We start from the raw sequence: 24,363 nt of genomic DNA on the forward strand, positions 1-24,363 counted from the left end.
TGCCCGGGCGCAAAAGCGGATCAGTAATGCACCAGAAACACGTCCACGTCCAGCGGGGAGCGGGCTACGGCGCGGATGAGGCGGCGCGTGACGCCGGGGCGCAGCAGGCGCTGCCACCAGCTTTTCTCGCTGGTCACGCCGCAAATCAGCAGCGTAACGCCTTTTTCCTGGGCCACGCGCAGAATTTCGGGCACCACATCGGCAGCTTTCACGCGCAGAATCTGGCCGCCTAATTCAGTGGTGAGCTGTAGATTATTAAGCAAATGGCGCTGGGTAGCCAAGTTGATACGGTCAGCGGCCTCGCGGGGCGTTTGCACGTAGAGTACGGCCCAGGAAGCGGCCGAGAGGCGGTCGGCGAGGCGGGAGGTTTTGCGGATGATTTCCTTGGCGGCGGGGGCGTTGGCATTGATGCAGGCCAGCAGCCGGTCCTGGTTGCGGCGCTCGGGGGCCACGGGCGCGGCCCCGCCGCCGTCGGTTTCAATCTGGCGGCTGATGAGGTTGGCGGTTTCACGCACCGCCAGCTGGCGCAGCTGCAGCAGGTTTTCGGCCTGAAAGAAGTTCTGCAAAGCCGTGGGCACCTTGGCCGCGTCGTAGATCTTGCCTTCTTCCAGACGGGCGCGCAGCTCGCCTACGGTCAGGTCCACGTTCACCACCTCATCGGCCTGCTTCAGCACCTGATCGGGCACGCGCTCCGTCACGTCGGTGCCGGTAATGCGCTGCACCTGGTCGTGCAGGCTTTCTAGGTGCTGAATATTAACGGCCGTGAGCACCGAAATGCCGGCCCGCACCAGCTGCTCCACATCCTGCCAGCGCTTCTCATTCTCGGAGCCGGGTACGTTGGTATGGGCCAGCTCATCCACCACCACCACCGAGGGCCGGCGCTGCAGAATGCCCTGCACGTCCATTTCCTCCAGCATGCGGCCCTTGTAGAAGATGTGCTTGCGCGGCACGGTGGGCAGGTCGCGCAGCTGGGCCACGGTGCCGGGGCGGCCGTGGGTTTCCACGTAGCCCAGCACCACATCCACGCCGTGGGCGCGCAGTTCGTGGGCTTCCTGCAGCAGACGGTAGGTCTTACCCACGCCGGCGGCCAACCCCAGGTATACCTTCAGCCGCCCGCGCCGCCGCTGTTGCACCAGCCGCAGAAACCGCTCGGCCGATTGGTCGCGCTGTTGGTCGTCGTTGTTGTCGGCTGAGTTGGACATGGGTGAAGAAATAAAGGAACGTCATGCTGAGCGAAGCCGGAGGCGAAGTCGAAGCATCTCTACTGCTTCGCCGAAACGTCATGCTGAGCAACACGAGGAATCTCGCGTGCTGTTTTTGAGACGGCAAGCAAACGAAGCGGTAGAGATGCTTCGGCAAGCTCAGCAGGACTGGTAGTTTGGCAACGTCAGCACGCGAGATTCTTCAGCAAGCTCGGAATGACGTTCTATTCCGGTTCTGTTGTGCTGGTTAGGTAAGCTAAAACGACAGCGCGATGCTGCTGGTGAGGTTGCCGTAGTTGCGGGTGGGGTTGCCGTTGCGGTCCGTTAGGAAGGGCTGGCGGCCGTGGAAGGTGCGGCCCTCTACCCGGAACGTCACGTTGCTGGTGGGCGTGTAGTCAAGGTTGAGCGAGGCAGCTTGTACTTTGAAATTGGTGGCGGCGGCTACCGGCGAAATGGTGCTGATGATAACGCCCCGGTCGGCGTTGTAGTACTCAGCACGGGCGGCGGCGGTCCACTTATCGGCCAGCTTGTAGCGCACGAAGGCCGCGCCGGTGTGCCAGGTATCGGCCTTGCCGCCGCGCTGCTCGCTTTCCTGCTTGCCCACATCGAATACCAGGGCCAGGCTGAGGCGGTTGGTGGCGGCGTAGCTCACGTAGAAATCGTGGAAGTAGCGGCGGCGGCGCACCGAGTCCTGGGGCTGCTCGTTGCCGTAGAAGGTGCTGCTGTTGAGGAGCAGCTTATCGGTGGGCTTCCACTGGATCTGGGTGCCGAGGGCCTTGGCTTGATTGTTTTCGCGGATGCTCTGCCAGCCGTTGAGCACCAGCCCGATCAGCGTCAGCTTGGGGCTCACCTCGTAGGTCAGCCGCGCCCCGGCCTCGTAGTACGGCGAGTTTTCGGCCATCAGCGAGCGGGTCAGCGTCCAGTTGTCCTTGCTCAGGGCCGACTCAAACCCGATGTGCGAACCGAAAATACCCACGTCGAGCCAGGCTTTTTTGAAGGGCCGAAAGCCCGCGTAGGCCTCGTAGAGATGCTTGAGCACCTGGTCCTCGGCCGCGTAGTTGGCCGATACGTAGGTACCCGCATGCAGGCCCAGGGCCCCGCGCACCTGCCCGTTGTCGTAGCGCAGGCCAAGGATGGCGTTGTTCACCGTAAACTCGTTCTGGCGGTTGTGCGAGTACAGGAAGCCGGGCCGTTGGTTGGTGGCCGCGTGCTTGAAATCATAGCCATAATAGCCATCCACAAACCCGTAGGTAGTCAGCGGATTGGCCGGAGCCGCCGCCGCTGCCGTGGAATCGGGCGTGGTTTGGGCCACAGCAGCCGAAGCCGTGAGCAGTGCAGTAGCGGTAAAAAGAACCAGTGGTTTCATTGGGAGAGAAGCGCCCGTTGCAGGGGCGCATGGCAGTGAGAAGGGAGAGGCGAAAGTAGGAATAGATGATGCAGGCGACGCAAACCGACTGTTCAGCGGCGCGGGCGCCCCAGGGTTGAAACCCTGGGCTAGTTAGTCAGCGGTCTGGCTGGCGGTTTGAACAACTCCGTAGCCCAGGGTTTCAACCCTGGGACGCCCGCGCCGCCTGAGTAACCACGAGTAAATCGCGCCCCCGCGCCGTTCGGCGGGTTGTCGTTCCGAGGCGCGAACTACACAGTTCGCGCTACTGGCTACTGCCTCAGGCTACCAGTTGCAGCAGCAGCCACAGCAGCGCCAGGGCCAGCAGGGTGTAGCCGGGGCGGAAGCGGCGGCCGCGGTGCCGGTGGGCCCGCAGCCGGTAGTGGGCGCGGGCCCGGTGCGCGGGGGCAGCCACCGGCTAGCGGTTCTGCAGGGCGGCGAGGGCCACGTTCAGGCGCAGCACGTTCACCCGGTCGGGGCCGAAGGCGCTGTGCTGGGTGTGCTCCGTTACCAGGGCCTGCACCTTGGCGGCAGCGAGGTTGCGGGCTTTAGCCACGCGGGCCACCTGCACGGCGGCGGCGGCGGGCGAGAGGTGCGGGTCGAGGCCCGAGCCGGAAGCGGTGAGCAGCTCGGCCGGCACCTGGGCCTTAGTTACGCCGGGGTTCTGCACCAGAAACGTATCGAGGCGGGCCTGCACGGTGGCCAGGTAATCGGGGTTGCTGGGGCCTTTGTTGGAGCCGGCCGAGCTGGCAGCGTTGTAGTCCACGGCCGAGGGGCGGCCCTGGAAGTACTCGGGCCGGGTGAAGTTCTGGCCCACGTTGTCGTAGCCCACCACGCGGCCGTTGTGGCGGATGGTTTCGCCCTGCCCGCCGGCCGGGGCCAGCTGAGCGCCGGCCCACACCAGCGCGGGGTAAATCAGGCAGCACACCACCAGCAGCACAAGGGTCAGGCGGAATGCGGGAAGCAGGTTCTGTTTCATGTTGATTTCAAAGTCGTTGGTAAATTTGAGCGTATGCCTGACGTCCCGATTCCAGATAATCAAATGGTTACCGTAATGGTAGCACATACCACTTTTGCCGTTCTCACACTACCTGGCAAAAGCTTTAGGGTCGATTTCCTGGACAAGGCAGAAGTCTATCTGAAGCCCGGAGTACGGGGAAAATTCAGCTACTATTTAGAGCATCCATTGCTGCTGCGTTACAACAGCAGTATGGTGTCAGTCTACATTAATTCGCGGCCCACAGATCCAAAAGCCCTTTTCAAGATTATTCAAACAAGAATTGAATTGTTGCTTCAGGGCTGGCACGACTGGCAGCCTGTGCTATCTGGAGATGTTAGTCAGTGTGAGCAGAACCTACTTGACGGTAGCGGCATATTGTTACAAAATGCACCCGCTGAAATGGCTAAAGTTGTCATTGATGCCTGTGCTGAGCACAGTGTATTGACTTGGGCTACCGATGCTATCAACAGACGGTCCCCAGCATCTAAATTGCTGCTCATTGGCACTCATTTCGTCATTGCGCGGGATTTCCGCTTTACCGAAGTTTTCACAGGAAAAGCCCCACCAGCAGGTCAATTGCCTTGATGCCGATAAAGGGGATGATGACGCCGCCCAGACCGTACACCAGCAGGTTGCGGCGCAGCAGTGCCGAGGCCCCGATGGGCTTGTAAGCCACCCCGCGCAGGGCCAGCGGCACCAGCAGCGGGATAATCACGGCATTGAAAATCACGGCCGAAAGGATGGCCGACTGTGGCGACTTCAGGCCCATGATGTTGAGCGCGCCCAGGGCCGGAATGGCCACCATGAACAGCGCGGGCACAATGGCGAAGTACTTGGCCACGTCGTTGGCAATGCTGAAGGTGGTGAGCGTACCGCGCGTCATCAGCAGCTGCTTCCCGATTTCCACCACCTCAATGAGCTTGGTGGGGTCGTTGTCGAGGTCCACCATGTTGCCGGCCTCTTTGGCGGCCTGGGTACCCGAGTTCATGGCTACTCCCACGTCGGCCTGGGCCAGGGCGGGGGCGTCATTGGTGCCGTCGCCCATCATGGCCACCAGCTTGCCCTGCTGCTGCTCGCGGCGGATGTAGGTCATCTTGTCCTCGGGCTTGGCCTCGGCAATGAAGTCATCTACACCGGCTTTTTCGGCAATAAACTTGGCCGTGAGCGGGTTGTCGCCGGTGACCATCACCGTTTTGATACCCATTTTGCGCAGGCGCTCAAACCGCTCCTGAATGCCGGGCTTGATGATGTCCTGCAGCTCCACTAGGCCCAGCACCTGGTCGTTCTGGCTGACCACCAGCGGGGTGCCGCCGTTGCTGGCAATGGCTTCCACGCGCTGGGTGGTTTCCTGGGGGAAGGGCTGGTTGGCGCGGGCGGCCAGCTGCCGGATGGCGTCGGAAGCGCCCTTGCGCAGACGGGTACCGTCGGGCAGCGTGACGCCCGAGCTGCGGGTTTCGGCCGTGAACTTAATCAGCTCGGCTCCTTGCAGGCGGGTGCGCAGACCGGCCACGTCGGAGCGGCGGGTTTCGCCGGCCAGCTCCACAATGCTCTTGCCCTCGGGCGTTTCATCGGTGAGCGAGGCCAAGGTGGCGGCCTCTACCATCTGGGCCTCCGTGATGCCGGGGGCGGGCCAGAAGTGGGTGGCTTTGCGGTTACCAATGGTGATGGTACCGGTTTTGTCGAGCAGCAGCACGTCGATGTCGCCGGCCGTTTCCACGGCTTTGCCACTTTTGGTGATAACGTTGGCACGCAGGGCGCGGTCCATGCCCGCAATGCCGATGGCCGAGAGCAGCCCGCCGATGGTGGTCGGAATCAGGCACACAAACAGGGCAATGAAGGCCGAAATGGCAATGGGCGTCTTGGAGTACTCGGCAAACGGGGCCAGCGTCACGCACACCAGCACAAACACCAGCGTAAACCCGGCCAGAAGAATGGTGAGGGCAATTTCGTTGGGCGTTTTCTGCCGCGAAGCGCCTTCCACCAGGGCAATCATCTTGTCCAGGAACGACTCGCCAGGGGCCGTCGTCACCACCACTTTGATGCGGTCCGACAGCACCTTAGTACCGCCCGTGACGGACGATTTATCCCCGCCGGCCTCCCGAATAACCGGGGCCGACTCACCCGTAATGGCCGACTCGTCAATGGTAGCCAGGCCCTCGATGATTTCGCCATCAGTAGGAATAATTTCGCCGGCTTCCACCAGGAAAATCTGGCCTTTCTGGAGCTGGGAGGAGGAAACCGCCGATTCCTGGCCGTTGGCATCAAGCACACGGGCGGGCGTTTCCTCGCGGGTTTTGCGCAGGCTTTCGGCCTGGGCCTTGCCGCGGGCTTCGGCAATGGCCTCGGCGAAATTGGCGAACAGCAGCGTCAGAAACAGCACCACAAACACGATGAAGTTGTAGCCGAACGAGCCCTGGGCGGCATCCGGCTTCACCAGCAGCCCCAGTGTCACGAGCAGCATCACCACCGTCCCGATTTCCACGGTGAACATCACTGGGTTGCGGAACATGATGCGCGGGTCGAGCTTCACGAAAGCCTGTTTCACGGCCTCCGACACCAGCGCGGGTTGAAAGAGAGATTGAGATTTAGTTAACATGAGATTTTAGAACTCAGAGCTTAGAACTTAGAGGTGAGATTTTAGAACTCAGGGCTCGGCAGCAGAGATGAATACAAACCACGATTTTGGTTACCCCCACTGACTTCTAAGCTCTGAGTTCTCACTTCTAAGCTCTAAAGCAGGTTAGTACAGCGAAAAATGCTCGGCCAGCGGCCCTAACGCCAGTGCAGGGAAGAAGGCCAGGGCGGCAATGATGACGATGACGGCCAGCACCATCACCCCGAAGGTGGCTGTGTCGGCGGGCAGGGTGCCGGCGCTTTCGGGCACGTACTTCTTGCGGGCCAGCAGGCCAGCAATAGCAACTGGGCCGATGATGGGCAGGAAGCGGGCCAGCAGCAGTACCACGCCGGTGCTGATGTTCCACCAAGGCGTGTTGTCGCCGAGGCCCTCGAAGCCGGAGCCGTTGTTGGCCGAGGCGGAGGTAAACTCATACAGCATCTCGGAGAAGCCGTGGTAGCCGGGGTTAGCCAGCCAGCCGGCGTACTCGGTGGGGTTGCCGGTGTAGGTGTGGGCCGCCAGGGCCGTGCCCGCCAGAATGAGCAGCGGGTGCAGCAGCGTCACGATGACGGCAATTTTCATCTCGCGGGCCTCAATCTTCTTGCCCAACAGCTCGGGCGTGCGGCCCACCATCAGGCCGGCAATGAACACGGCAATAATCAGGTAGGCGAAGAAGTTGAGCAAACCCACCCCGCAGCCGCCGTAGAAGGCGTTGGTCATCATGCCCAGCATCTGACTCATGCCCGAAATCGGCATAAACGAGTCGTGCATGGAGTTCACCGAGCCGCAGCTGATGATGGTGTTGGTGATGCTCCAGTAAGCCGAAGCCGCGGCCCCAAGGCGGATTTCCTTGCCCTCCATGGCCCCCAGCGCCTGATCGACGCCGAGCTTGGCAATGGCGGGGTTGCCGTGCATCTCGTAGTACACCGTGGGGGCCAGCAGGGCCACAAAGCCCACCGTCATCACCCCGAAAATCATATAGGCCAGCTTGCGGCGCTTTAGGTAAAAGCCCAATGCAAACACCATGGCAATGGGGATAATCACCAGGGCAATGTTCTCGACGGCATTGGTGATAAAGTTGGGGTTTTCGAGCGGGTGGGCCGAGTTGGCGCCGTAGAAACCGCCCCCGTTGGTGCCCAGCTCCTTAATGGCCACCATGGCGGCCACCGGTCCGCGGCTCACGGCCACCGAGTCGCCCTGCAGCGTAATCAACTCCTGCTTGCCCTGCAGCGTCATGGGCGTGCCGTTGAAGGCCAGGATGAGGGCAATCAGCAGGGCACCAGGCAGCAGCAGGCGGGTGAGGCTCTTCACGAAGTAGTCGTAGAAGTTGCCCAGCTTCTCGGTGGTGCGCGTCTGCAGGGCGTTGAAGACCACCACGGCCGCCGCAATGCCGGTAGCGGCACTCACAAACTGCAGGAAGGTAATCACCACAATCTGGGAGAGGTACGACAGACCCGACTCGCCGGAGTAGTGCTGCAGGTTGCAGTTCACCAGAAAGGAAATGGCCGTGTTAAAGGCCAGATCGGGCGACATCGAGGGGTTGCCGTCGGGGTTGAGCGGCAGGCTGCCCTGGGTGCACAGCACCAGCATGGCCAGCAGAAACCATAGGAGGTTGATGGTGAGCAGCGCCACCATGTGCTGCTGCCACGTCATCTCGCGGCGGGCATCAATGCCCGAAAGCCGGTAGATGCCATTCTCGACGGGCCGCATGAAGTCGAGCAGGTTCTTTTCGCCCCGGAACACCCGGGCCAGATACGCGCCCAGCGGCAGGGCCAGCACCAGCGTAATCAGGTAAATTCCGCCGATGCTGAGTAGTTCGTTGTTCATTTTCAGTGAGTTGTCAATTACCAGTTGCCAGTTGCCAGTTTGTGCCTCATCTGGTACTGGCAACGCGCAACGGGCAACTGAATTAGAATTTCTCCGGGCGCAGCAGCACGTAGCAGAGGTAGCCGAACGTGGCGAGGGAGAGGAAAAACAGGACGAGCATCATGGCGCGACGGGGTTAGATCTGGTCGAAGAAATCGACGGACTTGTAGAAGAGCCAGAAGCCGGCCAGACCAGCGGCCGTAAGTAGCGGAATCATCAGAAGTGCGGGCATAGTGAGGAGGCATGCCTTAGGGCAGCATGGTAGTGTGCGGATACTGGTAGGTCTGGTACAAGCGGGCGGGCATGAGCTGGCGAGCCAGCTGGTTGCCGTAGGTGCTGCCATCCAGGTGCAGGCAGTGCAGATACACGTTTTCAATGGCGCGGGCCAGGTAGGCGTCGCCCTGCCGCAGCAGGCGGTCGGCCACCTCGAAGCAGCGTTTGAGCAGGGCCAGCTGGCCAGCCTCGGCAGCTTCGCGGGTGAAGGTGGCAAAGCAGCTCAGCTGCCGGTACAGGCTCTGGCGCGTGGCCGGCACCTGCAGTTCCGCCCCCAGTTCGGGGAAGCTTTCCAGCAACAGGGTGGCGGTTTCGGAAGAAGAAGTCATCTGACGAGATGAAAAGAAGTGGAACGGGTCCGTGAGTGAGCCGTGCGTCGGCGGGGCATGGCGCTGGGCTGGTTGTCAGGCACCCCAGCGCCGGCCCCGGTTCGGTCCGTTTGCCGAATCGACGAATGGCTCGGGCGGCTTCTTGCCAATCCGGGCCCACATCCGGCCAGTACCCACCATTTTCACTACATCAATCTGATTATCAGATCGAAATATTTTCACCTCTTGCCTACCTTACACATCGGGTACAAAAAAACCGGGTCATTCTGACCTGGTGCGCTGGTCAGAATAACCCGGTTTGGTGGGGAGCCGGTCCTTATGGTCCCAGGACTGAAGCCCTGGACTAGTGAGAGAGGACGAGCGGGCGTTACGTAGCCCAGGGCTTCAGCCTTGGGACGCAGGGGTCGCCTATTTAATGTATTTGGCCAAGGTGGCCTGTAACTCCGCGCCTTTCAGGTTGACGGCAACGATTTTACCAGCGGGGTCAATCAGGTAGTTCTGCGGAATGCCGCTCACGGCGTAGCTGCGGGCGGCGGCATTTTCCCAGCCGCGCAGGTCCGATACCTGCGTCCAGGTCAGCTTATCGTCGGCAATGGCTTTTACCCATTTGGCACGGTCCTTTTCATTGTCCAGTGACACGCCCAGCACCTCAAAGTTGCGGCTTTTGTAGGCGGCGTAAGCCTTGGCAACGTTCGGGTTTTCCTGACGGCAGGGGCCACACCAGGAGGCCCAGAAATCGACCAGCACGTACTTGCCCCGGTAATCGCGCAAGGATACCGTTTTACCATCGGGGGTTTGCTGGCTGAATTCGGGGGCTTGCGCGCCAACGGCCACCGTTTTCAGACCACGTACCATTTTTCCGTATTCCTGGCCTTGCGGCGTATTTTTCAGGGCGGGACTCAGGGCCTCGTACAGCGGGCCCACAGTGGCGTATTGTGGGAGGTCCCGGCCCTGTACCTCCAGCAGCGCATCTAAGCTGACCAGTGAGTTAGGGTTAGCCTTGACGAAAGCGTAGTTGGCCGTGGCAAATTGCTTGTTGAATTCGGCAAAACGAGCTTGAATTTTTTCCCCGAAAGCCGGGTATTGGCGCTGTTGCTCCGTAGCGGCTTGCAATTCGGCTCCATAGGCCTGAATTTGGGCTAGTACGGAGGCTACTGCAGATTTTAGTCGCGCGTAGTCTTTGTTTAATGCTCCTCCCACGACGGTAGCATGAGCCAAGGAATCAGGGCTGGAAACGACGGTGGTACCGGACTCTAAGTATAGGTTGGCCCGGTCAAATTCTTGCCCGCGCAAGCTTGCCATCCGGCCAGTGCGCCGAAATACGAGAACGGCCATACTTGGCGCTTCGGCGGTGCCTTTCAGTTCGAAAGTGCCGTTTTTAAGCGTGGCGGAGTCAGTAACCGTCATTCCTCGCAACAAATACACCTTGGCTGGCGCGTTTAGCTGGCCCAGTTTGCCTTTGATGGTAAAAGGAGTGGCAGTTTGGGCATTGGCCAGCCAGGGAGCAACCAACAGTACACTCAGTAAGTGCTTTTTCATAAGTAGATGGAAAAATGGAGGATAAGCTATAAGCGCCGGCTGTCTGTCCCCAGATACTGGATAGCTGAAATAACGGATAAATCCTGACTCCCAATATGTAGCCGGTCACCTATTTCCCTAACTCCTCTCCTATTCCTTGCTACATACAGCCCGTATTCCTGGATTTTGCGGAAGAGCGTTTTGGTGCCGATGCCAAGCTGGCAGGTGGCTTCCATCTTGTTCCACTAGTATCGCGCAGTACCTGTCTTTCAAAGGTGTACAGGCCGTTGTCGGAGGGCCTTGTCAGTGTCGGTGATAAGCGTGCCACCATCGGCGAGGATGGTGGCACGGGCGTCGTCTATCTGATATACTTTGCCAACGTGGCCTGTAAGTCCGCCCCTTTCAGGTTGGCGGCAATGATTTTACCGGTGGGGTCAATCAGGTAGTTCTGCGGAATGCCTCGCACGGCGTAACTGCGGGCAGCAGCATTTTCCCACCCCCGCAGGTCCGATACCTGCGTCCAGGTCAACTCATCGTTCTGGATAGCTTCTACCCATTTAGCCCGGTCTTTCTCTCTGTCGAGCGACACGCCCAGCACCTCGAAGTTGCGGCCTTTGTATTCGTTGTAGGCCCTGGCAACCGTGGGGTTTTCCTCCCGGCAGGGACCACACCAGCTGGCCCAGAAATCAATCAGCACGTATTTGCCCCGGTAGTCACGCAACGACACCGTTTTGCCATCGGGCGTTTGCTGGCTGAAATCGGGTGCCTGGGCACCAATGGCTACGGCTTTCAGGCCGCGCACCAGCTCCCCGTACTGCCGACCTTGGGGACTGTTTTTGAGGGTTGGGCTGAAGGCTTCGTAGAGGGGACCCACCATATTGTACTGCGGTAAATCCATCGTTTGGATACCTACCAAGGCATCTAGGCTAGCCCAGGAATTCGGATTGGCCTTGGCAAATGCGTAGTAGGCCGTGGCAATCTTCTTATTAAATGCCTCAAACTTGGTTCTCAGCTGCTCCTGGTAAGTAGGGTCTTTGCGCTGCTGTTCCGTAGCCTTCTGCTTCTCCTCTCCGAAAGCCTGGATTGTGGTAATGATAGGCTTAACTGTTTCGGATAGACGCAGATAATCCGAGGTAGCTGGGCCTCCCTTCAGGGTAGCATGGGCCAATGAATCGGGGCTGGTGACCTGCAGTGTACCAGGCTCCAGGAAAATACGGACCCTATCTAGGTTGCCGAATAAGCTGCCCAGATGCCCCTTGCCCCGGTAGATTAAATCACCCGCAACAGGCACGTCCGTGGTGCCTCTAAATTCGAAGGCGCCATTTCTTAAGGTAACCGAATCCGTTACCTCGTGGCTTCGCACCAAGTATACTTTGGCTGGGGCGCTCAGTGTACCAAGTTTACCCTTAATGACGAACGGCCCAGACGTTTGCGCGCTAGCCATCCACGGCGTACACAGCAGCAGGCCAAGTAAATGCTTCTTCATGGATGAAGTGAGTATAGAATAGAATATGAGTTGCTTAGGTTTTGGGTAGCAGAAAACTGCTAAAGTAAATAACGGATAATTTCAATATACTAATACAATAATAGTAGGCTGCTCACCGTCAAATTTTCGCTTGGCCTACAGTCCGTATTCCTGAATTTTGCGGTAGAGGGTTTTGGTGCCGATGCCGAGCTGGCGGGCGGCTTCCATCTTGTTGCCGCCGGTGTCGTGGAGCACTTGGCGGATCTGGCGCTTTTCCAGGGTGCGCAGGCTGTTGTCGGAGGCTTCGTCGGTGCCGGGGGCAGCGGGCAGGTAGTGGAAGTCGGCGGGCAGGTCGTCCACGGTTACGGTGTCGCCATCGGCCAGGATGGCGGCGCGCTCCAGCACGTTTTTCAGCTCCCGCACGTTGCCGCGCCAGTCGTGGCGGCGCAGCTGCTCCAGCACCTCGGGCTCCAGGCCGCGCAGGCGGCGGCGCAGCTTGCCGGCGAAGAACTGCAGGAAGTACTCGGCCAGCAGCGGCACGTCGTCGCGCCGCTCGTTCAGGCCGGGCACCGGCACCGTAAACACGGCCAGCCGGTAGTACAAATCGGGGCGGAAGTGGCCGGCCTCGGCTTCCTTCTTGAGGTTGCGGTTGGTGGCGGCTACGATGCGCACGTTCACGCTGGTGGGTTTGGTGTCGCCGAGCTTGGTGAACTGCTGGGTTTCCAGCACCCGCAGAAACTTGGCCTGCACGTTCAGCTCCAGCTCCCCGATTTCATCCAAAAACAGGGTGCCGCCGTTGGCTTCTTCCAGCAAACCTTTTTTGTCGACCAGCGCCCCTGTGAAAGCGCCTTTTCTGTACCCAAACAGCTCCGATTCCAGCAAATCCTTGGGGAAAGCTGAGCAGTTCACGGCCACAAAGGGTTTGTTGCGGCGCGGACTGGCCTGGTGGATGGCCTGGGCAAACAACTCTTTGCCCGCCCCGGTAGGGCCTTCCAGCAGCACGGTGCTGTCGGTGGGGGCGGCACGCTCAGCCAGCTTCTTGGCCTGCAGCAGCGCCGGGGAGCGGCCAATCATGCTGTCGAAGCTGTATTGAGCGCCTACTTTCTTTTCCAGGTCGGCCACGCGGCGCTGCAGGCGGGCTTTTTCGGCGGCGCGGTCTACCACTACCAGCAACTGGTCGTCGGAGTCGCCCTTGGTGAGGTAGTCGAAAGCGCCTTCCTTCATGGCCCGCACGCCGTCGGGAATGGTGCCGTAGGCGGTCATCAGAATGACTTCGGCCAGCGGGGCCACCTGCTTGTAGCGCGGCAGCAGGTCGAGGCCGTAGCCGTCGGGCAGCTTTACGTCGCTCAGCACTACCAGTACGTCCTCGGCGTGCTGGCGCAGCAGCTCCAGGCCGCGGCGGGCGTTGGGGGCCTGCAGCACGGTATAGTCTTCCAGCTCCAGCACCCGGGCCAGCATCTGGCGCAGGCTGGTTTCGTCGTCGATGAGTAGCAGGGTTCCGGTGGGCATGGCAGCAGGGTATTTCTTACACATCTGTCATTCCGAGCAACGCGAGGAATCTGGATAATGCCATACGGATGATTAACCCAGATTCCTCGCGTTGCTCGGAATGACAGTAGTAGTTGTTCACAAAAAAACCCGATTCAGCAGGGCTAAATCGGGTTTTGATAGTTCAGAAGCCGGGAAGAGAAGAACAGAAGTCTAACTTCTCACTTCTATCCTCTCACTTCTAAAAAAGAGTGGAGCCGCAGGGATTCGAACCCTGGTCCAGACAAGGAAGGCGTCGAGCTTTCTACGTGTGTATCTATGCTTGGATTTTCGAAGGAAACCAGGCGCACATCAGGCCCTTGATTTCCCCTTATCTGTTTGAGTTTCACGCAGGCGTCACAGCGCCACCTGCACTATCCTAACTCTTACGACGCCCCGAACTCACCCGTGAGAAGGAATACGGGTGCGGGACGATGGCAGTGCGTAGTTCTAAACTAGGCAGCCATGGCGTAGCTATACTCGCCAGTTATTGTTCGGACGGCTTTTTTTACGGGAGATTCATCCAACTCCCGACACGCTTACTCGCGACATGCACGAGCTGTCAATTCCGGTCGGCCCCAATTGAGAAAGAACAAACCCGCCACCGAAGCAACGGGGTGCGAATGTACGCACATCAGCCAGAAAACGTTGTGACGGGCCAAAAATGTTCCTTCTCATTAGATTAATCCCGGCGCAGGACGCGCTACTTCGCGGCTACGCTTTTTGGCTGAAAATTGGGGTGACCGGCCTGCCAGAGGGCAAAAGCGTACATATTGGCGAAGTTGCGGAAGGTCACTTTCTTGTCTTCCGTGAAGTGGCCGTTGTCGTAGTTGACTTGCAAGAGCACGGGCTTGCCGGAGGTACTGGCCGCTTGCAGGGCCGCCGCAAATTTGCCGGGCTGCCACACAATCACGCGCGGGTCGTTCATGCCACCCACGCACAGCACGGCGGGGTACTTGGTGCCGGGCTTCACGTGCTGGAAAGCGTCCATCTCGTAGAGGCCCATGCACTGCACGGAGTCCTTCACGGTGCCAAACTCAGGGGTATTTACGGGGCCGTTGGGCGAGTTTTCCATGCGCAGGGCGTTGGAGCAGCTCACGTTGCTAATGGCGGCGGCAAATAAATCGGGCCGCTCGGTAATGGCGCGGCCAATCAGGATGCCGCCCGCGCTGGTTCCTTCCCCAATGAGGTGCTGGGGGCTGGTGTACTTGTTCTTCACCAAGTATTCACCGCAGGAAATAAAGTCTTTCCAGGTGTTGGGCTTGGTGGTCTGGTAGCCGGCCCGGTACCAGGCCTGGCCTTTTTCGGAGCCGCCGCGCGGGTGGGTTTCGGCCAGAATCACGCCTTGGTTGAGCAGTGCCAGGTTGCGGCGGCTGAAGTAGGGCGTGGCCGATATACCGTAGGCCGCGTAGCCGGTCATGAAGCACACAGCGTTGCCATCTTTCTTGAGGCCCTTCTTGTATATCAACGACAACGGCACCAGTACGCCGTCGTGGCCGGGCACTTCCAGTTCCTCCACCACCAGGTCGTCGGTGCCGGGGTAGCGGGCCTGCATATCGAAGGGGCTAACTACCATTTTTCGACTTTCGGGGGTATAGTCATACACCGTTTCGGGCCGGTTCCAGGTGGATACGTAGGTGAAGATGCCGTTGCTGGTGGTGGCGTTGTAGGGCTCCAGGCCGGCGGTGCCGGTGCCGGGCATGGGCACGTCGGCCCACTGCTGGGTGCGCGGGTCGTACTGCCGCACCTTTTCGTTGATACCGTCGCTGAGCACCACAAACACGTAGTCTTTGGTGGCCAGCAGTCGAGTGATGTTGCCACTGCCCTCGGGCAGCAGCACGGCGGCAGTAGCGGGGCTGGGGCGGGCAGCATCCGTCACCAGAATCCGGCCTTTGGGTGCCCCCTTCACGCTATGCAGGTATATCTTGCTGCCCAGCTTCGCGAAGTCGTACACGCTGTCGGTGGGGGTGGCTAGGCGCTTCCAGGCAATGGTTGACTTCGTGAGGTCGGCGGGGGTAGTCAGCCAGATATCCGCGCGGCGGTCAACGGAAGCAAGCACACCGTACACCTGCGTCTGGTCGTTGGTGAAGGCCATGATAGGGTACTGGTCGGGCCGGATGCCCATGTCCGGGTTCTTGGCTCTCGACCACAGCTCCCGGTCGGTGGCGACGGCCGTGCCCAAGCGGTGCAGGCGGGCTTTGGTATCGAGGTTGCCTTTGGGGTCTTTGGGGTCCGTGGAGTTGTTGGGAGTATAGAGGAAGCCGCTCCCGTCGGGCAGCCAGCTAATGTCGCCGCCAAATACCGCCGGAATACTCTCCGGTCGAAACGCGCGGGTAGCCACGTTCAAAATACGCACCGTCGACAATTCGGCACCGCCTTCCTGCAAGCCCAGGGCCACCTGCTGCCCGTCGGGGCTGGGCGTGTAGGCGGTCATGGAGTAGGTTTTGGTTTTGTCGTAGGCAGTGGGGTCGAAGATCAGCTTTTCGGGGCCGGTTTTGCCTTCGCGCACGTACAGCTTGCCCACCGTTTCGGAGGGCAGGGTTTTGCGGTAGAAATAGCGGGAGCCACGCTTTTTCACTTGCCCGTAGCGCACAGTCAGCAGCTTGTCGTAGGCCTCAAAGGTTTTAATCAGGCTGTCCCGGCCCGGCAACTGGTCGAGGGTGCGCTTGGTGTAGTCGGCCTGAGCCTGAAACCAGGTTTTCACCTCGGGGCTGTTCACGTCTTCCAGCCAGCGGTAGTTGTCCACCACCTTCTTACCGAAGTAGACATCCGTAACGGGGCGCTGGGGCGTGGCTGGTGGCCCGGCGGGTGCAGTCTGGGCCAACGCTACCGTAGCAGCCAGCAACTCTGGCAGCATCAGAATGAGGAAAGCTGTTTTCATACGAAATCAACGTAAAGTGGAAAACCCAAAGGACCCAAAAGAGGCCAACGATACCGTGCCAAAAGGCTACTGTTGCGCTTCGGAACAAGCATCCGTTATTCAAACTATAATACAAAATATTATTTGATTTATATAGTAAGTAATTCTTGCCATTGGGTGCGCTTTACTGGCTTTACCGAAAGTATTAGCGGGGGCCGATAACGCAATTGACAGCCAATTGCAAGGCGGATTCGCCGGGGGCTTTGCGTATCTTTGCCTCTAGCTCGTATGGAAAATTTCGTTGTTTCGGCCCGGAAGTACCGCCCGGCCACGTTTCGCAGCGTGGTGGGGCAGCAGCACGTAACCACCACCCTGCAGAATGCCATTGCCTCCCAGCATCTGGCCCAGGCGTTTCTGTTCTGCGGCCCCCGGGGCGTGGGCAAAACCACCTGCGCCCGCATTCTGGCCAAAACCATCAACTGCGAGTTCGTGGAGGAGCATGTGCGCAAAAGCCGGCCGGTTTCGGAGCTGATTAAGAGCCAGCCCGACATCGTGCCCGATGCCCTGCTGAGTGCAGCCGACCCCGACAATACACCTTTCGAGCTGGAAGCCTGCGGGAAGTGCTCGTCGTGCCGGGCTTTCCAGGAAAACGCCTCCTTCAACGTGCACGAGCTGGATGCGGCTTCTAATAACTCCGTCGAGGACATCCGCAGCCTGGTGGAGCAGGTGCGCTACGCCCCCCAGCAGGGCCGCTTCAAGGTGTACATCATCGACGAAGTGCACATGCTCTCGAATGCGGCCTTCAACGCCTTTCTGAAGACGCTGGAGGAGCCGCCGAGCTACGCCATTTTCATCCTGGCCACCACCGAGCGGCACAAGATTATCCCCACCATTTTGTCGCGGTGTCAGATTTTCGACTTCAACCGCATCAAGGTGGACGACATGCGCAACCACCTGCGCTACGTGGCCACCCAGGAGCAGATTCAGGCCGAAGACGACGCGCTGCACCTGCTGGCCCAGAAAGCCGACGGCGGCCTGCGCGACGCCCTGAGCATGTTCGACCAGATGGTGACCTTCTCGGGGCAGAACCTGCGCTACCAGGACGTGGTGCAGAACCTGCACATTCTGGATTATGAGTACTATTTCCGGCTGATTGACGCCCTGCTGACCGAAAACCTGAGCGCCACGCTGCTGCTGCTGGATGAGGTGATGCAGCAGGGTTTCGACCTGCACAACTTTGTGGTAGGCGCGGCCGAGCACCTGCGCGGGCTGCTGGTGTGCAAAGACCCCGTGACGGTGCAGCTGCTGGAAGTGTCCGACAACATCCGGACGCGCTACGTGCAGCAGGCCCAGGCGGCTCCCCTGCCCTTCCTGCTCTCGGCCCTAAACCTGGTGAGCCTCTGCGACCGGGAGTTCAAGCAGGCCAAAAACCAGCGCCTGCACGTGGAGTTGACGCTCATGAAGCTGGCCTACCTCAACACCGCCGTGCAGTTTGCCCGCGACCTGCAGGGCGGCGTAGCCGTACCCGCCGCCAACGGCGAGGCAAAAAAAAAAAGCCCTGATGCAGCCGTAGCGGCAGCTCCCACCCCGGCCCCGCCCGCTGCTCCTGCTGCTCCCGCTGCCAATGGCCGCCTGGTAACCGACGGCACCGCCGAAGCCCCCGCCGCTTACAGCCGCGCCGCCAGCCTCACGCCCAACGACCTGATTCCCAAACAACAGGCACCAGGCACTAACAACCTGGCCCACGCCCCCGCCGACCCCGAGCCCATTGTGCCGGTGGACAGCGGCGTGGAGGAGCTGCACGATACGCCCAGCATTGAGGATGAGGCCGCCACGGAGGTGCCGGCTACCACCCAGTTGCGCGACTCGGTGCCGCACGTGGAAATTGGGAAGCCCAGTATTGCCGGCCACGAGCCGGGCCAGGCCGCCGTAACGGCTGCGCCCCTGCCCCCACCCCGCCCGGGCCTGGTAGCCGGCAAGGTAGGTACCAAGCTGCCCGGCCTGAGCAGCCTGAACGCCATGAAGGCCAAGCTGGAGCAGCAAGCTGCGGCCGGCAAGGCCGCCACCGAGGCAGAGCCCAGCGGCCCCGTCACCGGCCTGCCCGCCATCAACGACGAGGTGCTGCAGCGCGTGTGGAATGAGCTGAAAGAGGAGCGTAAAGCCACCAGTCCCAGCCAGTACAGCCTGCTCAACCGCCCCGTGCAGGCCAATGAACAGCACCTGATTGTGCTGCGCGTGGATAACCCCGTGCAGGAAGACCAGTTCAACGAAATGCGGGCCGAACTGCTGGGCGAGCTGCGCCGCCGCACTGGCTACCCCCGCCTGAGCGTGCAGGTGGAAATAGTGGAACGCGTGGAAACCGGCCGCAAGCTCTACACTTCCTCCGACCGTATGGAGTACCTGATGGAGAAGTACCCAGCCCTGGGCGAGATGAAGCAGCGCCTGGGCCTGGACGTCGACTAGGACCACTGATTTCACGAATCTCTCCGCGGATTCCACGGATTCCGTGGACGATTACTTACGCCGACCATACGCTGTGCGGGTTCTGCCTCTTTTGTAATTCGGAGCACCACTAGTTGCTGGCCTGGGGCACAGGGTAGCGTGTGTGCTCGAGGTAAATGTTCACGAAACCAAGGTACTTCTTCTCAGAGCCACCTGAACCGAGTCGGCCGGCGCAAATAATCGTCCACGAAATCCGTGGAATCCGCGGAGAGATTCGTGAAATCAGTGGTCCTTCATACGCAATTTTCCGCACTTCGCGCCGGAGGGGGCCGAACTGCGCTTTTTATTCCCGGGGGGGCCGCCTATCTTTGACCTTTATCCTCTCTCCGCTCTGCTTTCCGCGTCCGCTTTCCCGTGAAAAAACCTCTGCTGCTCCTCGTTCCGGCCCTGGCGACGCTCGGTCTTACTCAGTGCCAGACCACTAAGCCGGCGGTTTCTGCCGCCGCTCCGGCCACTGAAACCGCCGCCAGCCCCGCTTCGCAGCCCAAGGAATACACGTACCAGACGGTGGAAGGCGACCCACTTAAGGCCCGCATCTACACCCTCGATAACGGCCTGACCGTTTACCTCTCCGACTACAAGGACGCCCCCCGCATTCAGACCTACCTGGCCGTGCGGGCCGGCTCCAAAAACGACCCCAGCACCGCCACCGGCCTGGCCCACTACCTGGAGCACATGGTGTTCAAAGGCACCTCGCGGCTGGGCACCCAGAACTGGGCCGCCGAGAAAGTGGAGCTGGACAAGATTGAGGCCCTCTACGAGCAGTACCGCGCCCAGCGCAACGACCCCGCCGCCCGCAAGCGCACCTACCACCAGATCGACTCGATTTCGGGCGTGGCGGCCAAATACGCCGTGGCCAACGAGTACGACAAGGTGATGGGCGCCATCGGGGCCAAGGGCTCCAACGCCTACACCTCCGTGGAGCAGACGGTGTATCAGGAGGATATTCCGAGCAACCAGCTGGAGAAATGGGCCGCCGTGCAGGCCGAGCGCCTCGGCGAGATGGTGCCGCGCCTGTTCCACACCGAGCTGGAGGCCGTGTACGAGGAGAAAAACCGCGGCCTCGACTCCGACTTCCGCAAGGAATACGAGGCCCTGAGCGCCAGCCTCTACCAGAAGCACGAGTACGGTACCCAGACCACCATCGGGACCATCGACCACCTGCAGAATCCTTCGATTACCGAAATCAAGAAGTATTTCGGCCAGTACTACGTGCCTAACAACGTAGCTTTGTGCCTGAGCGGTGACCTGGACTACGACCAGACCATCCGGGTAATTGACCAGTACTTCGGCAAGCTGCAGCGCAAGCCCGTGCCGGCCTTCACGCCCGCCCAGGAAGCGCCCATCATCGCGCCCATCGTGAAGCAGGTGCTGGGCCCCGACGCCGAAAACGTGATGCTCGGCTTCCGCCTACCCGGCACCAACACCCGCGAGGCGCTGGTGCTGCGCATGATCGACAAGATCCTGAGCAACGGTCAGGCCGGGCTGATTGACCTCGACCTGAACCAGAAGCAGGTCGTGCTGAGCGCCGCCTCGTTTACTGACATCAACAACGACTACTCCTCGCACATCCTCTACGCCACGCCCCGCCAGGGCCAGAAGCTGGAGCAGGTGCGCGACCTGCTGCTGGCCGAGCTGACCAAAGTGAAAAAGGGCGACTTCCCGGAGTGGCTGATTCCGGCCATCATCAACAACGAGCAGCTGCAGCGCACCAAGAGCTACGAGAGCAACGAGGCCCGCGCCGGTGCCTTCGTGGCCGCCTTCGTGGCCCGCGCGGACTGGAAGGACTACCTCAAGCAGACGGACGACTTCGGCACCATCACCAGGGAAGAGGTGATGCGCGTGGCCAACCAGTACTACGGCCCCGGCTACGCCCTGGTGTACAAGCGCACCGGCCAGGACCCCAACAAGGTGAAAGTGGTGAAACCCGCCATTACGCCCGTGCCCGTGAACCGCGAGGTGGCCTCCGACTTCTACAAGCAGGTAACGACCAAGCCCACTCCCGCTTTGCAGCCTGTTTTCCTCGATTACAAGAAGGACATTCAGGAAACCAAGCTGGCCTCGGGCGTGCCGGTGTACTACACCCACAACGAGGAAAACAACCTCTTCAACCTGTACTACGTGCTCGATCTGGGCACGAACAACGACCCCAAACTGGGCCTCGCTACCGATTACCTGCAGTACCTGGGCACCGGCAAGTACACCGCCGCCCAGCTCCAGCAGGAATTCTACAAGCTGGGCTGCTCCTTCGCCGTAAGCAGCGGCCAGGACCGCACCTACGTGAGCCTCTCCGGCCTCGACAGCAACTTTGAGCCGGCCCTGCAATTGTTCGAGAGTCTGCTGCATGCGCCCAAGCCTGATGCCGCTGCTTTGCAGAACATGGTGGCCGGGGTGCTGAAAGCCCGCCAGGATGCCAAGCTCAACAAAGGCGTTATCCTGAACCAGGCCCTGGTAAACTACGCCAAGTACGGCGCGAAAAACCCCTTCACCAGCCAGCTGAGCGAGAAAGAGCTAAAGGCCCTGAAACCCGAGCAGCTCACCAGCCTCATCCAGAAGCTCCCGACTTACCAGCACCGCGTGCTGTACTACGGGCCACGCGATATGCAAAATTCGGCAGATAACCTGCCTGAAAAAGTAGGTGTAACGCCGCAGCATTTGGCTAATTACAACGAGGTTCTGTCGCAAGCAGGAATTGTGAGAACTCTTGCTAGACTTCACCAGACCCCCGCCAAGCTCACTCCTCCCCCGGCCGCCAAGGACTTTATCGAACAGCCGCTGACGGACCGCAAGGTGTACTGGGTGGATTACAACATGGTGCAGGCCGAAATCCTGTTTCTGAGCAAAGGCCCCGTGTACGACAAGGGCCTGGTGCCCACCACCAGCCTTTACAACGAATACTTCGGGGGCAGCATGGGCAGCATCGTGTTTCAGGAGCTGCGTGAGTCGAAGGCCCTGGCCTACTCGGCTTCCTCGCGCTTCGCCTCGGCCGATAAGGCCGGCCGCAGCAGCTACAACCTCAGCTACATCGGCACCCAGAGCGACAAGCTGCCCGAGGCCATGGCTGGCATGAACACCCTGCTCAACGACATGCCCGCCGCCGAGGCCAACCTGCAAATCGCCAAGGACGCCATCCGCAACAGCATTGCCACGGAGCGCATCACCAAGTCGGACATCCTGTTCAGCTACGAGCGGGCCAAGCGCCTGGGCCTCGACTACGACCTGCGCCGCGACGTGTACGAGCAGACGCCCAACATGAGCTTCCAGGACCTGCTCAAATTCCAGCAGGCCCGCGTGAAAGGCCAGCCCCAGACCATCCTGGTCATCGGCAGCAAAGACCGCCTCAATTTCAAGGAACTGGCCAAGTACGGCCAGGTCCAGCAACTTACCCTGAAAGAGATTTTCGGGTATTAGAAACGCCAGAACGTCAACCGAACGTCATGCTGAGCGAAGCGGAGCGTAGTCGAAGCATCTCTACCGCTTCGTTGCCCCGATTGAGTTAGTCCGAGGTAGAGATGCTTCGACTACGCTCCGCTTCGCTCAGCATGACGTCCCATCTGTGCGTTTCCGAACCACTCAACTACAACCCTATAGTACCTAAGTACCTTTTCAACAATGGCAGAGAAAATCACCATCAAGAACGGCAAGCTGAATGTGCCCGATCAACCCATCATCCCGTTCATTGAAGGCGACGGTACGGGTCCGGATATTTGGGCGGCTTCCGTGCGCGTGTTCAACGCGGCAGTAGAGAAAGCCTACGGCGGCTCGCGCAAGCTGGTGTGGAAGGAAGTACTGGCCGGTGAAAAAGCATTCAAGCAGCTCAACAACTGGCTGCCCAACGAAACTCTGGATGCCTTCCGCGACTACCTCGTGGGCATTAAAGGCCCCCTGACCACGCCCGTGGGCGGTGGTATCCGCAGCCTCAACGTGGCTCTGCGCCAGGAGCTGGATCTGTACGCCTGCGTGCGCCCCATGCGCTGGTTCGAGGGCGTGCCCTCCCCCGTGAAGCACCCCGAGCTGACCGATATGGTCATCTTCCGCGAAAACACCGAGGACATCTACGCCGGCATCGAGTACATGAACGGCACCCCGCAGGCTCAGAAAATGCTGGAATTCCTGCAGGATGAGATGGGCGTGAAGAAAATCCGCTTCCCCGAAACGTCCTCGTTCGGCATCAAGCCCGTGAGCAAGGAAGGCACCGAGCGCCTCGTGCGCGCCGCCATCCAGTACGCCATCGAGCACAAAAAGCCTTCGGTGACCATCGTGCACAAGGGCAACATCATGAAGTTCACCGAAGGCGCGTTCAAAACCTGGGGCTACGAGCTGGCTGAAAAGGAGTTTGGCGACAAGGTGTACACCTGGGCCCAGTACGACAAAGTGCTGGCCAAGCAGGGCCAGGAAGTGGCCGACGCCCAGCAGAAGGCAGCCCTCGACGGCGGCAAAATCCTCATCAAGGACAGCATTGCCGACGCCTTCCTGCAACAGATTCTGCTCCGCCCCGCCGACTACTCGGTGGTAGCCACCCTGAACCTGAACGGCGACTACATCTCCGACGCGCTGGCCGCCATTGTGGGCGGTATCGGCATTGCGCCCGGGGCCAACATTAACTACCTCACCGGCCACGCCATTTTTGAGGCCACCCACGGCACCGCGCCCAAGTACGCCAACCAGGACAAGGTGAACCCCGGCTCGGTTATCCTCTCCGGCGCCCTCATGCTGGAGCACCTGGGCTGGCAGGAAGCCGCCGACCTCATCTACAAAGGCCTCGAAGCCGCCATTGCCGCCAAGCGCGTCACCTACGACTTCGAACGCCTGATGGAAGGCGCCACCCTCCTGAAAACCTCCGAGTTCGGCGACGAGATTATCAACCGGATGTAGTAGCTTGGCAGTAGCCAATCAACCACCAAAAACCCCGCGTTGGCTGCAAGGCCGGCGCGGGGTTTTTGCAACTATTTATCCTATGAAGAAAATCGTTTTTTTCCTTGCAGTAAACGGTCTTACTGGATGTATTAAAAAGGACATAACTCCACAATTTACATTACCTCCTGAAACGCAGCAAGGAGCTAATACATTGGGGTTTATTGTAAACAACAGAGTTTGGCAGAACTATGGACGCCGATGTACTACATTCGGCTGCTCAGACAACCAATTGCAAGCGCATTACTCCTCAAAATATGGTCAGTTTTTACTCTCAGCCGGACTTACGACAAGAGACCATGATGATTCCTTTGGATTAGAAATTAAGAATCTATACTCAACAGGCACATACTTCTCTCTAGCACCAATAGGACCATTTGATAATCCCGGAAATTCTTTTGGATTTTCCGAATCCAAAGGCAGCTATTATGTTAGCGCTACACCAGGAGCGACTAAAATCGTCATTACAAGATTTGATACTATCAATAAAATTATTTCCGGAACTTTTGACGGACGCCTTGATAGAAACACAAATCCTACCAGTAATATAATCATTACAGATGGCCGGTTTGATGTGAAATATGAATAGGCAATTCTCCCAAACTGGCGCGAGTTTAGCGCAGCGTAACTCGTGACCAGCCCATGAGGTGGAGGCTGCGCCTCTACTGCCACAACGGGGCAAACCGGCTCCACGCCAGATGCTTTGGCATTGCTGACTACCGGGAATTTTCTCATAACCACTGTATATTTGCCTACCACTGCCAGACAGCCGGTCTGCCAGACGCGCAAACGGCGGCCAGTGCCGAAGCCCTGACCGCCGCCATCCTACGGATGCCCGAGCAAGTGGCTGACCACCGCCCGGATTGCGCCGCTTAGAGCTGCTTTCGTCAGCTCTATTGCAACGTGAAA

Annotated in this window: 17 protein-coding genes and 1 other RNA gene; 5 read left to right on the forward strand and 13 right to left on the reverse strand. The window is 59.7% G+C overall.

All coding sequences use genetic code 11. The annotated features are described in order from the left end of the window. Window positions 1–20: 20 nt before the first annotated feature. The 4 genes from ABIB60_RS16375 to kdpC form a co-directional block, all read right to left on the reverse strand. Window positions 21–1,202 (reverse strand): sensor protein KdpD, encoded by a 1,182-nt coding sequence (locus ABIB60_RS16375; protein WP_354581373.1) that lies wholly within the window; start codon window positions 1,200–1,202, stop codon window positions 21–23. 256 nt (window positions 1,203–1,458) lie between these two features. Further along, complete coding sequence (locus tag ABIB60_RS16380; RefSeq protein ID WP_354581374.1) at window positions 1,459–2,568, reverse strand: porin; 1,110 nt, start codon at window positions 2,566–2,568, stop codon at window positions 1,459–1,461. A 298-nt stretch (window positions 2,569–2,866) separates the two neighbouring features. Continuing rightward, window positions 2,867–3,001, reverse strand: a complete 135-nt coding sequence (locus tag ABIB60_RS16385) for a hypothetical protein (protein WP_354581375.1) — start codon at window positions 2,999–3,001, stop codon at window positions 2,867–2,869. Between the two features lie 3 nt (window positions 3,002–3,004). Then, a complete protein-coding gene (gene kdpC / locus ABIB60_RS16390; protein WP_354581377.1) occupies window positions 3,005–3,565 on the reverse strand; it encodes a potassium-transporting ATPase subunit KdpC in 561 nt (186 codons plus the stop codon). A gap of 33 nt (window positions 3,566–3,598) precedes the next feature. Between kdpC and ABIB60_RS16395 the strand changes: the two genes are divergently transcribed. Further along, window positions 3,599–4,171: a hypothetical protein gene (locus ABIB60_RS16395; protein WP_354581378.1), complete on the forward strand. Its 573-nt coding sequence runs from the start codon at window positions 3,599–3,601 to the stop codon at window positions 4,169–4,171. Here ABIB60_RS16395 and kdpB read toward each other — a convergent pair. The 9 genes from kdpB to ABIB60_RS16440 form a co-directional block, all read right to left on the reverse strand. Then, window positions 4,134–6,182, reverse strand: a complete 2,049-nt coding sequence (kdpB, locus tag ABIB60_RS16400) for a potassium-transporting ATPase subunit KdpB (RefSeq protein WP_354581380.1) — start codon at window positions 6,180–6,182, stop codon at window positions 4,134–4,136. The genes ABIB60_RS16395 and kdpB overlap by 38 nt on opposite strands. A gap of 144 nt (window positions 6,183–6,326) precedes the next feature. Continuing rightward, window positions 6,327–8,027, reverse strand: a complete 1,701-nt coding sequence (gene kdpA, locus ABIB60_RS16405) for a potassium-transporting ATPase subunit KdpA (protein ID WP_354581381.1) — start codon at window positions 8,025–8,027, stop codon at window positions 6,327–6,329. Between the two features lie 82 nt (window positions 8,028–8,109). Continuing rightward, a complete protein-coding gene (kdpF, locus tag ABIB60_RS16410) occupies window positions 8,110–8,190 on the reverse strand; it encodes a K(+)-transporting ATPase subunit F (RefSeq protein WP_350356620.1) in 81 nt (26 codons plus the stop codon). A gap of 124 nt (window positions 8,191–8,314) precedes the next feature. Next, on the reverse strand, window positions 8,315–8,668 hold the full coding sequence (locus ABIB60_RS16415) for a DUF7674 family protein (protein WP_354581382.1): 354 nt from the start codon (window positions 8,666–8,668) through the stop codon (window positions 8,315–8,317). Between the two features lie 408 nt (window positions 8,669–9,076). After that, complete coding sequence (locus ABIB60_RS16420; RefSeq protein WP_354581384.1) at window positions 9,077–10,207, reverse strand: redoxin domain-containing protein; 1,131 nt, start codon at window positions 10,205–10,207, stop codon at window positions 9,077–9,079. A gap of 337 nt (window positions 10,208–10,544) precedes the next feature. Then, the gene (locus ABIB60_RS16425) at window positions 10,545–11,672 is read right to left on the reverse strand and encodes a redoxin domain-containing protein (protein WP_354581386.1); all 1,128 of its coding nucleotides are present in this window, start codon (window positions 11,670–11,672) and stop codon (window positions 10,545–10,547) included. 135 nt (window positions 11,673–11,807) lie between these two features. Then, entirely contained in the window at window positions 11,808–13,160 is a 1,353-nt protein-coding gene (locus tag ABIB60_RS16430; protein WP_354581388.1) for a sigma-54-dependent transcriptional regulator, read from the reverse strand. Between the two features lie 228 nt (window positions 13,161–13,388). Continuing rightward, window positions 13,389–13,758: a transfer-messenger RNA gene (gene ssrA / locus ABIB60_RS16435) on the reverse strand. Window positions 13,759–13,881: 123 nt separating this feature from the next. Further along, window positions 13,882–16,059 carry a prolyl oligopeptidase family serine peptidase gene (locus ABIB60_RS16440; RefSeq protein ID WP_354581390.1) on the reverse strand — a complete coding sequence of 726 codons (2,178 nt, stop codon included), beginning with the start codon at window positions 16,057–16,059 and terminating at the stop codon, window positions 13,882–13,884. Between the two features lie 267 nt (window positions 16,060–16,326). Here ABIB60_RS16440 and dnaX point away from each other — a divergent pair, with 267 nt between their 5' ends. The 4 genes from dnaX to ABIB60_RS16460 all read left to right on the forward strand — a co-directional run bounded on the left by dnaX (window position 16,327) and on the right by ABIB60_RS16460 (window position 24,043). After that, window positions 16,327–18,501 carry a DNA polymerase III subunit gamma/tau gene (gene dnaX / locus ABIB60_RS16445; protein ID WP_354581392.1) on the forward strand — a complete coding sequence of 725 codons (2,175 nt, stop codon included), beginning with the start codon at window positions 16,327–16,329 and terminating at the stop codon, window positions 18,499–18,501. A 393-nt stretch (window positions 18,502–18,894) separates the two neighbouring features. Continuing rightward, window positions 18,895–21,951 (forward strand): M16 family metallopeptidase, encoded by a 3,057-nt coding sequence (locus ABIB60_RS16450; RefSeq protein WP_354581394.1) that lies wholly within the window; start codon window positions 18,895–18,897, stop codon window positions 21,949–21,951. 201 nt (window positions 21,952–22,152) lie between these two features. Continuing rightward, entirely contained in the window at window positions 22,153–23,415 is a 1,263-nt protein-coding gene (gene icd, locus ABIB60_RS16455) for an NADP-dependent isocitrate dehydrogenase (RefSeq protein WP_354581396.1), read from the forward strand. A gap of 82 nt (window positions 23,416–23,497) precedes the next feature. After that, on the forward strand, window positions 23,498–24,043 hold the full coding sequence (locus tag ABIB60_RS16460; protein WP_354581398.1) for a Riean_0653 family protein: 546 nt from the start codon (window positions 23,498–23,500) through the stop codon (window positions 24,041–24,043). Window positions 24,044–24,363 lie beyond the last annotated feature (320 nt).

Origin of the sequence: Hymenobacter sp. UYP22, assembly GCF_040547285.1 — a bacterium.
Classification (GTDB): domain Bacteria; phylum Bacteroidota; class Bacteroidia; order Cytophagales; family Hymenobacteraceae; genus Hymenobacter.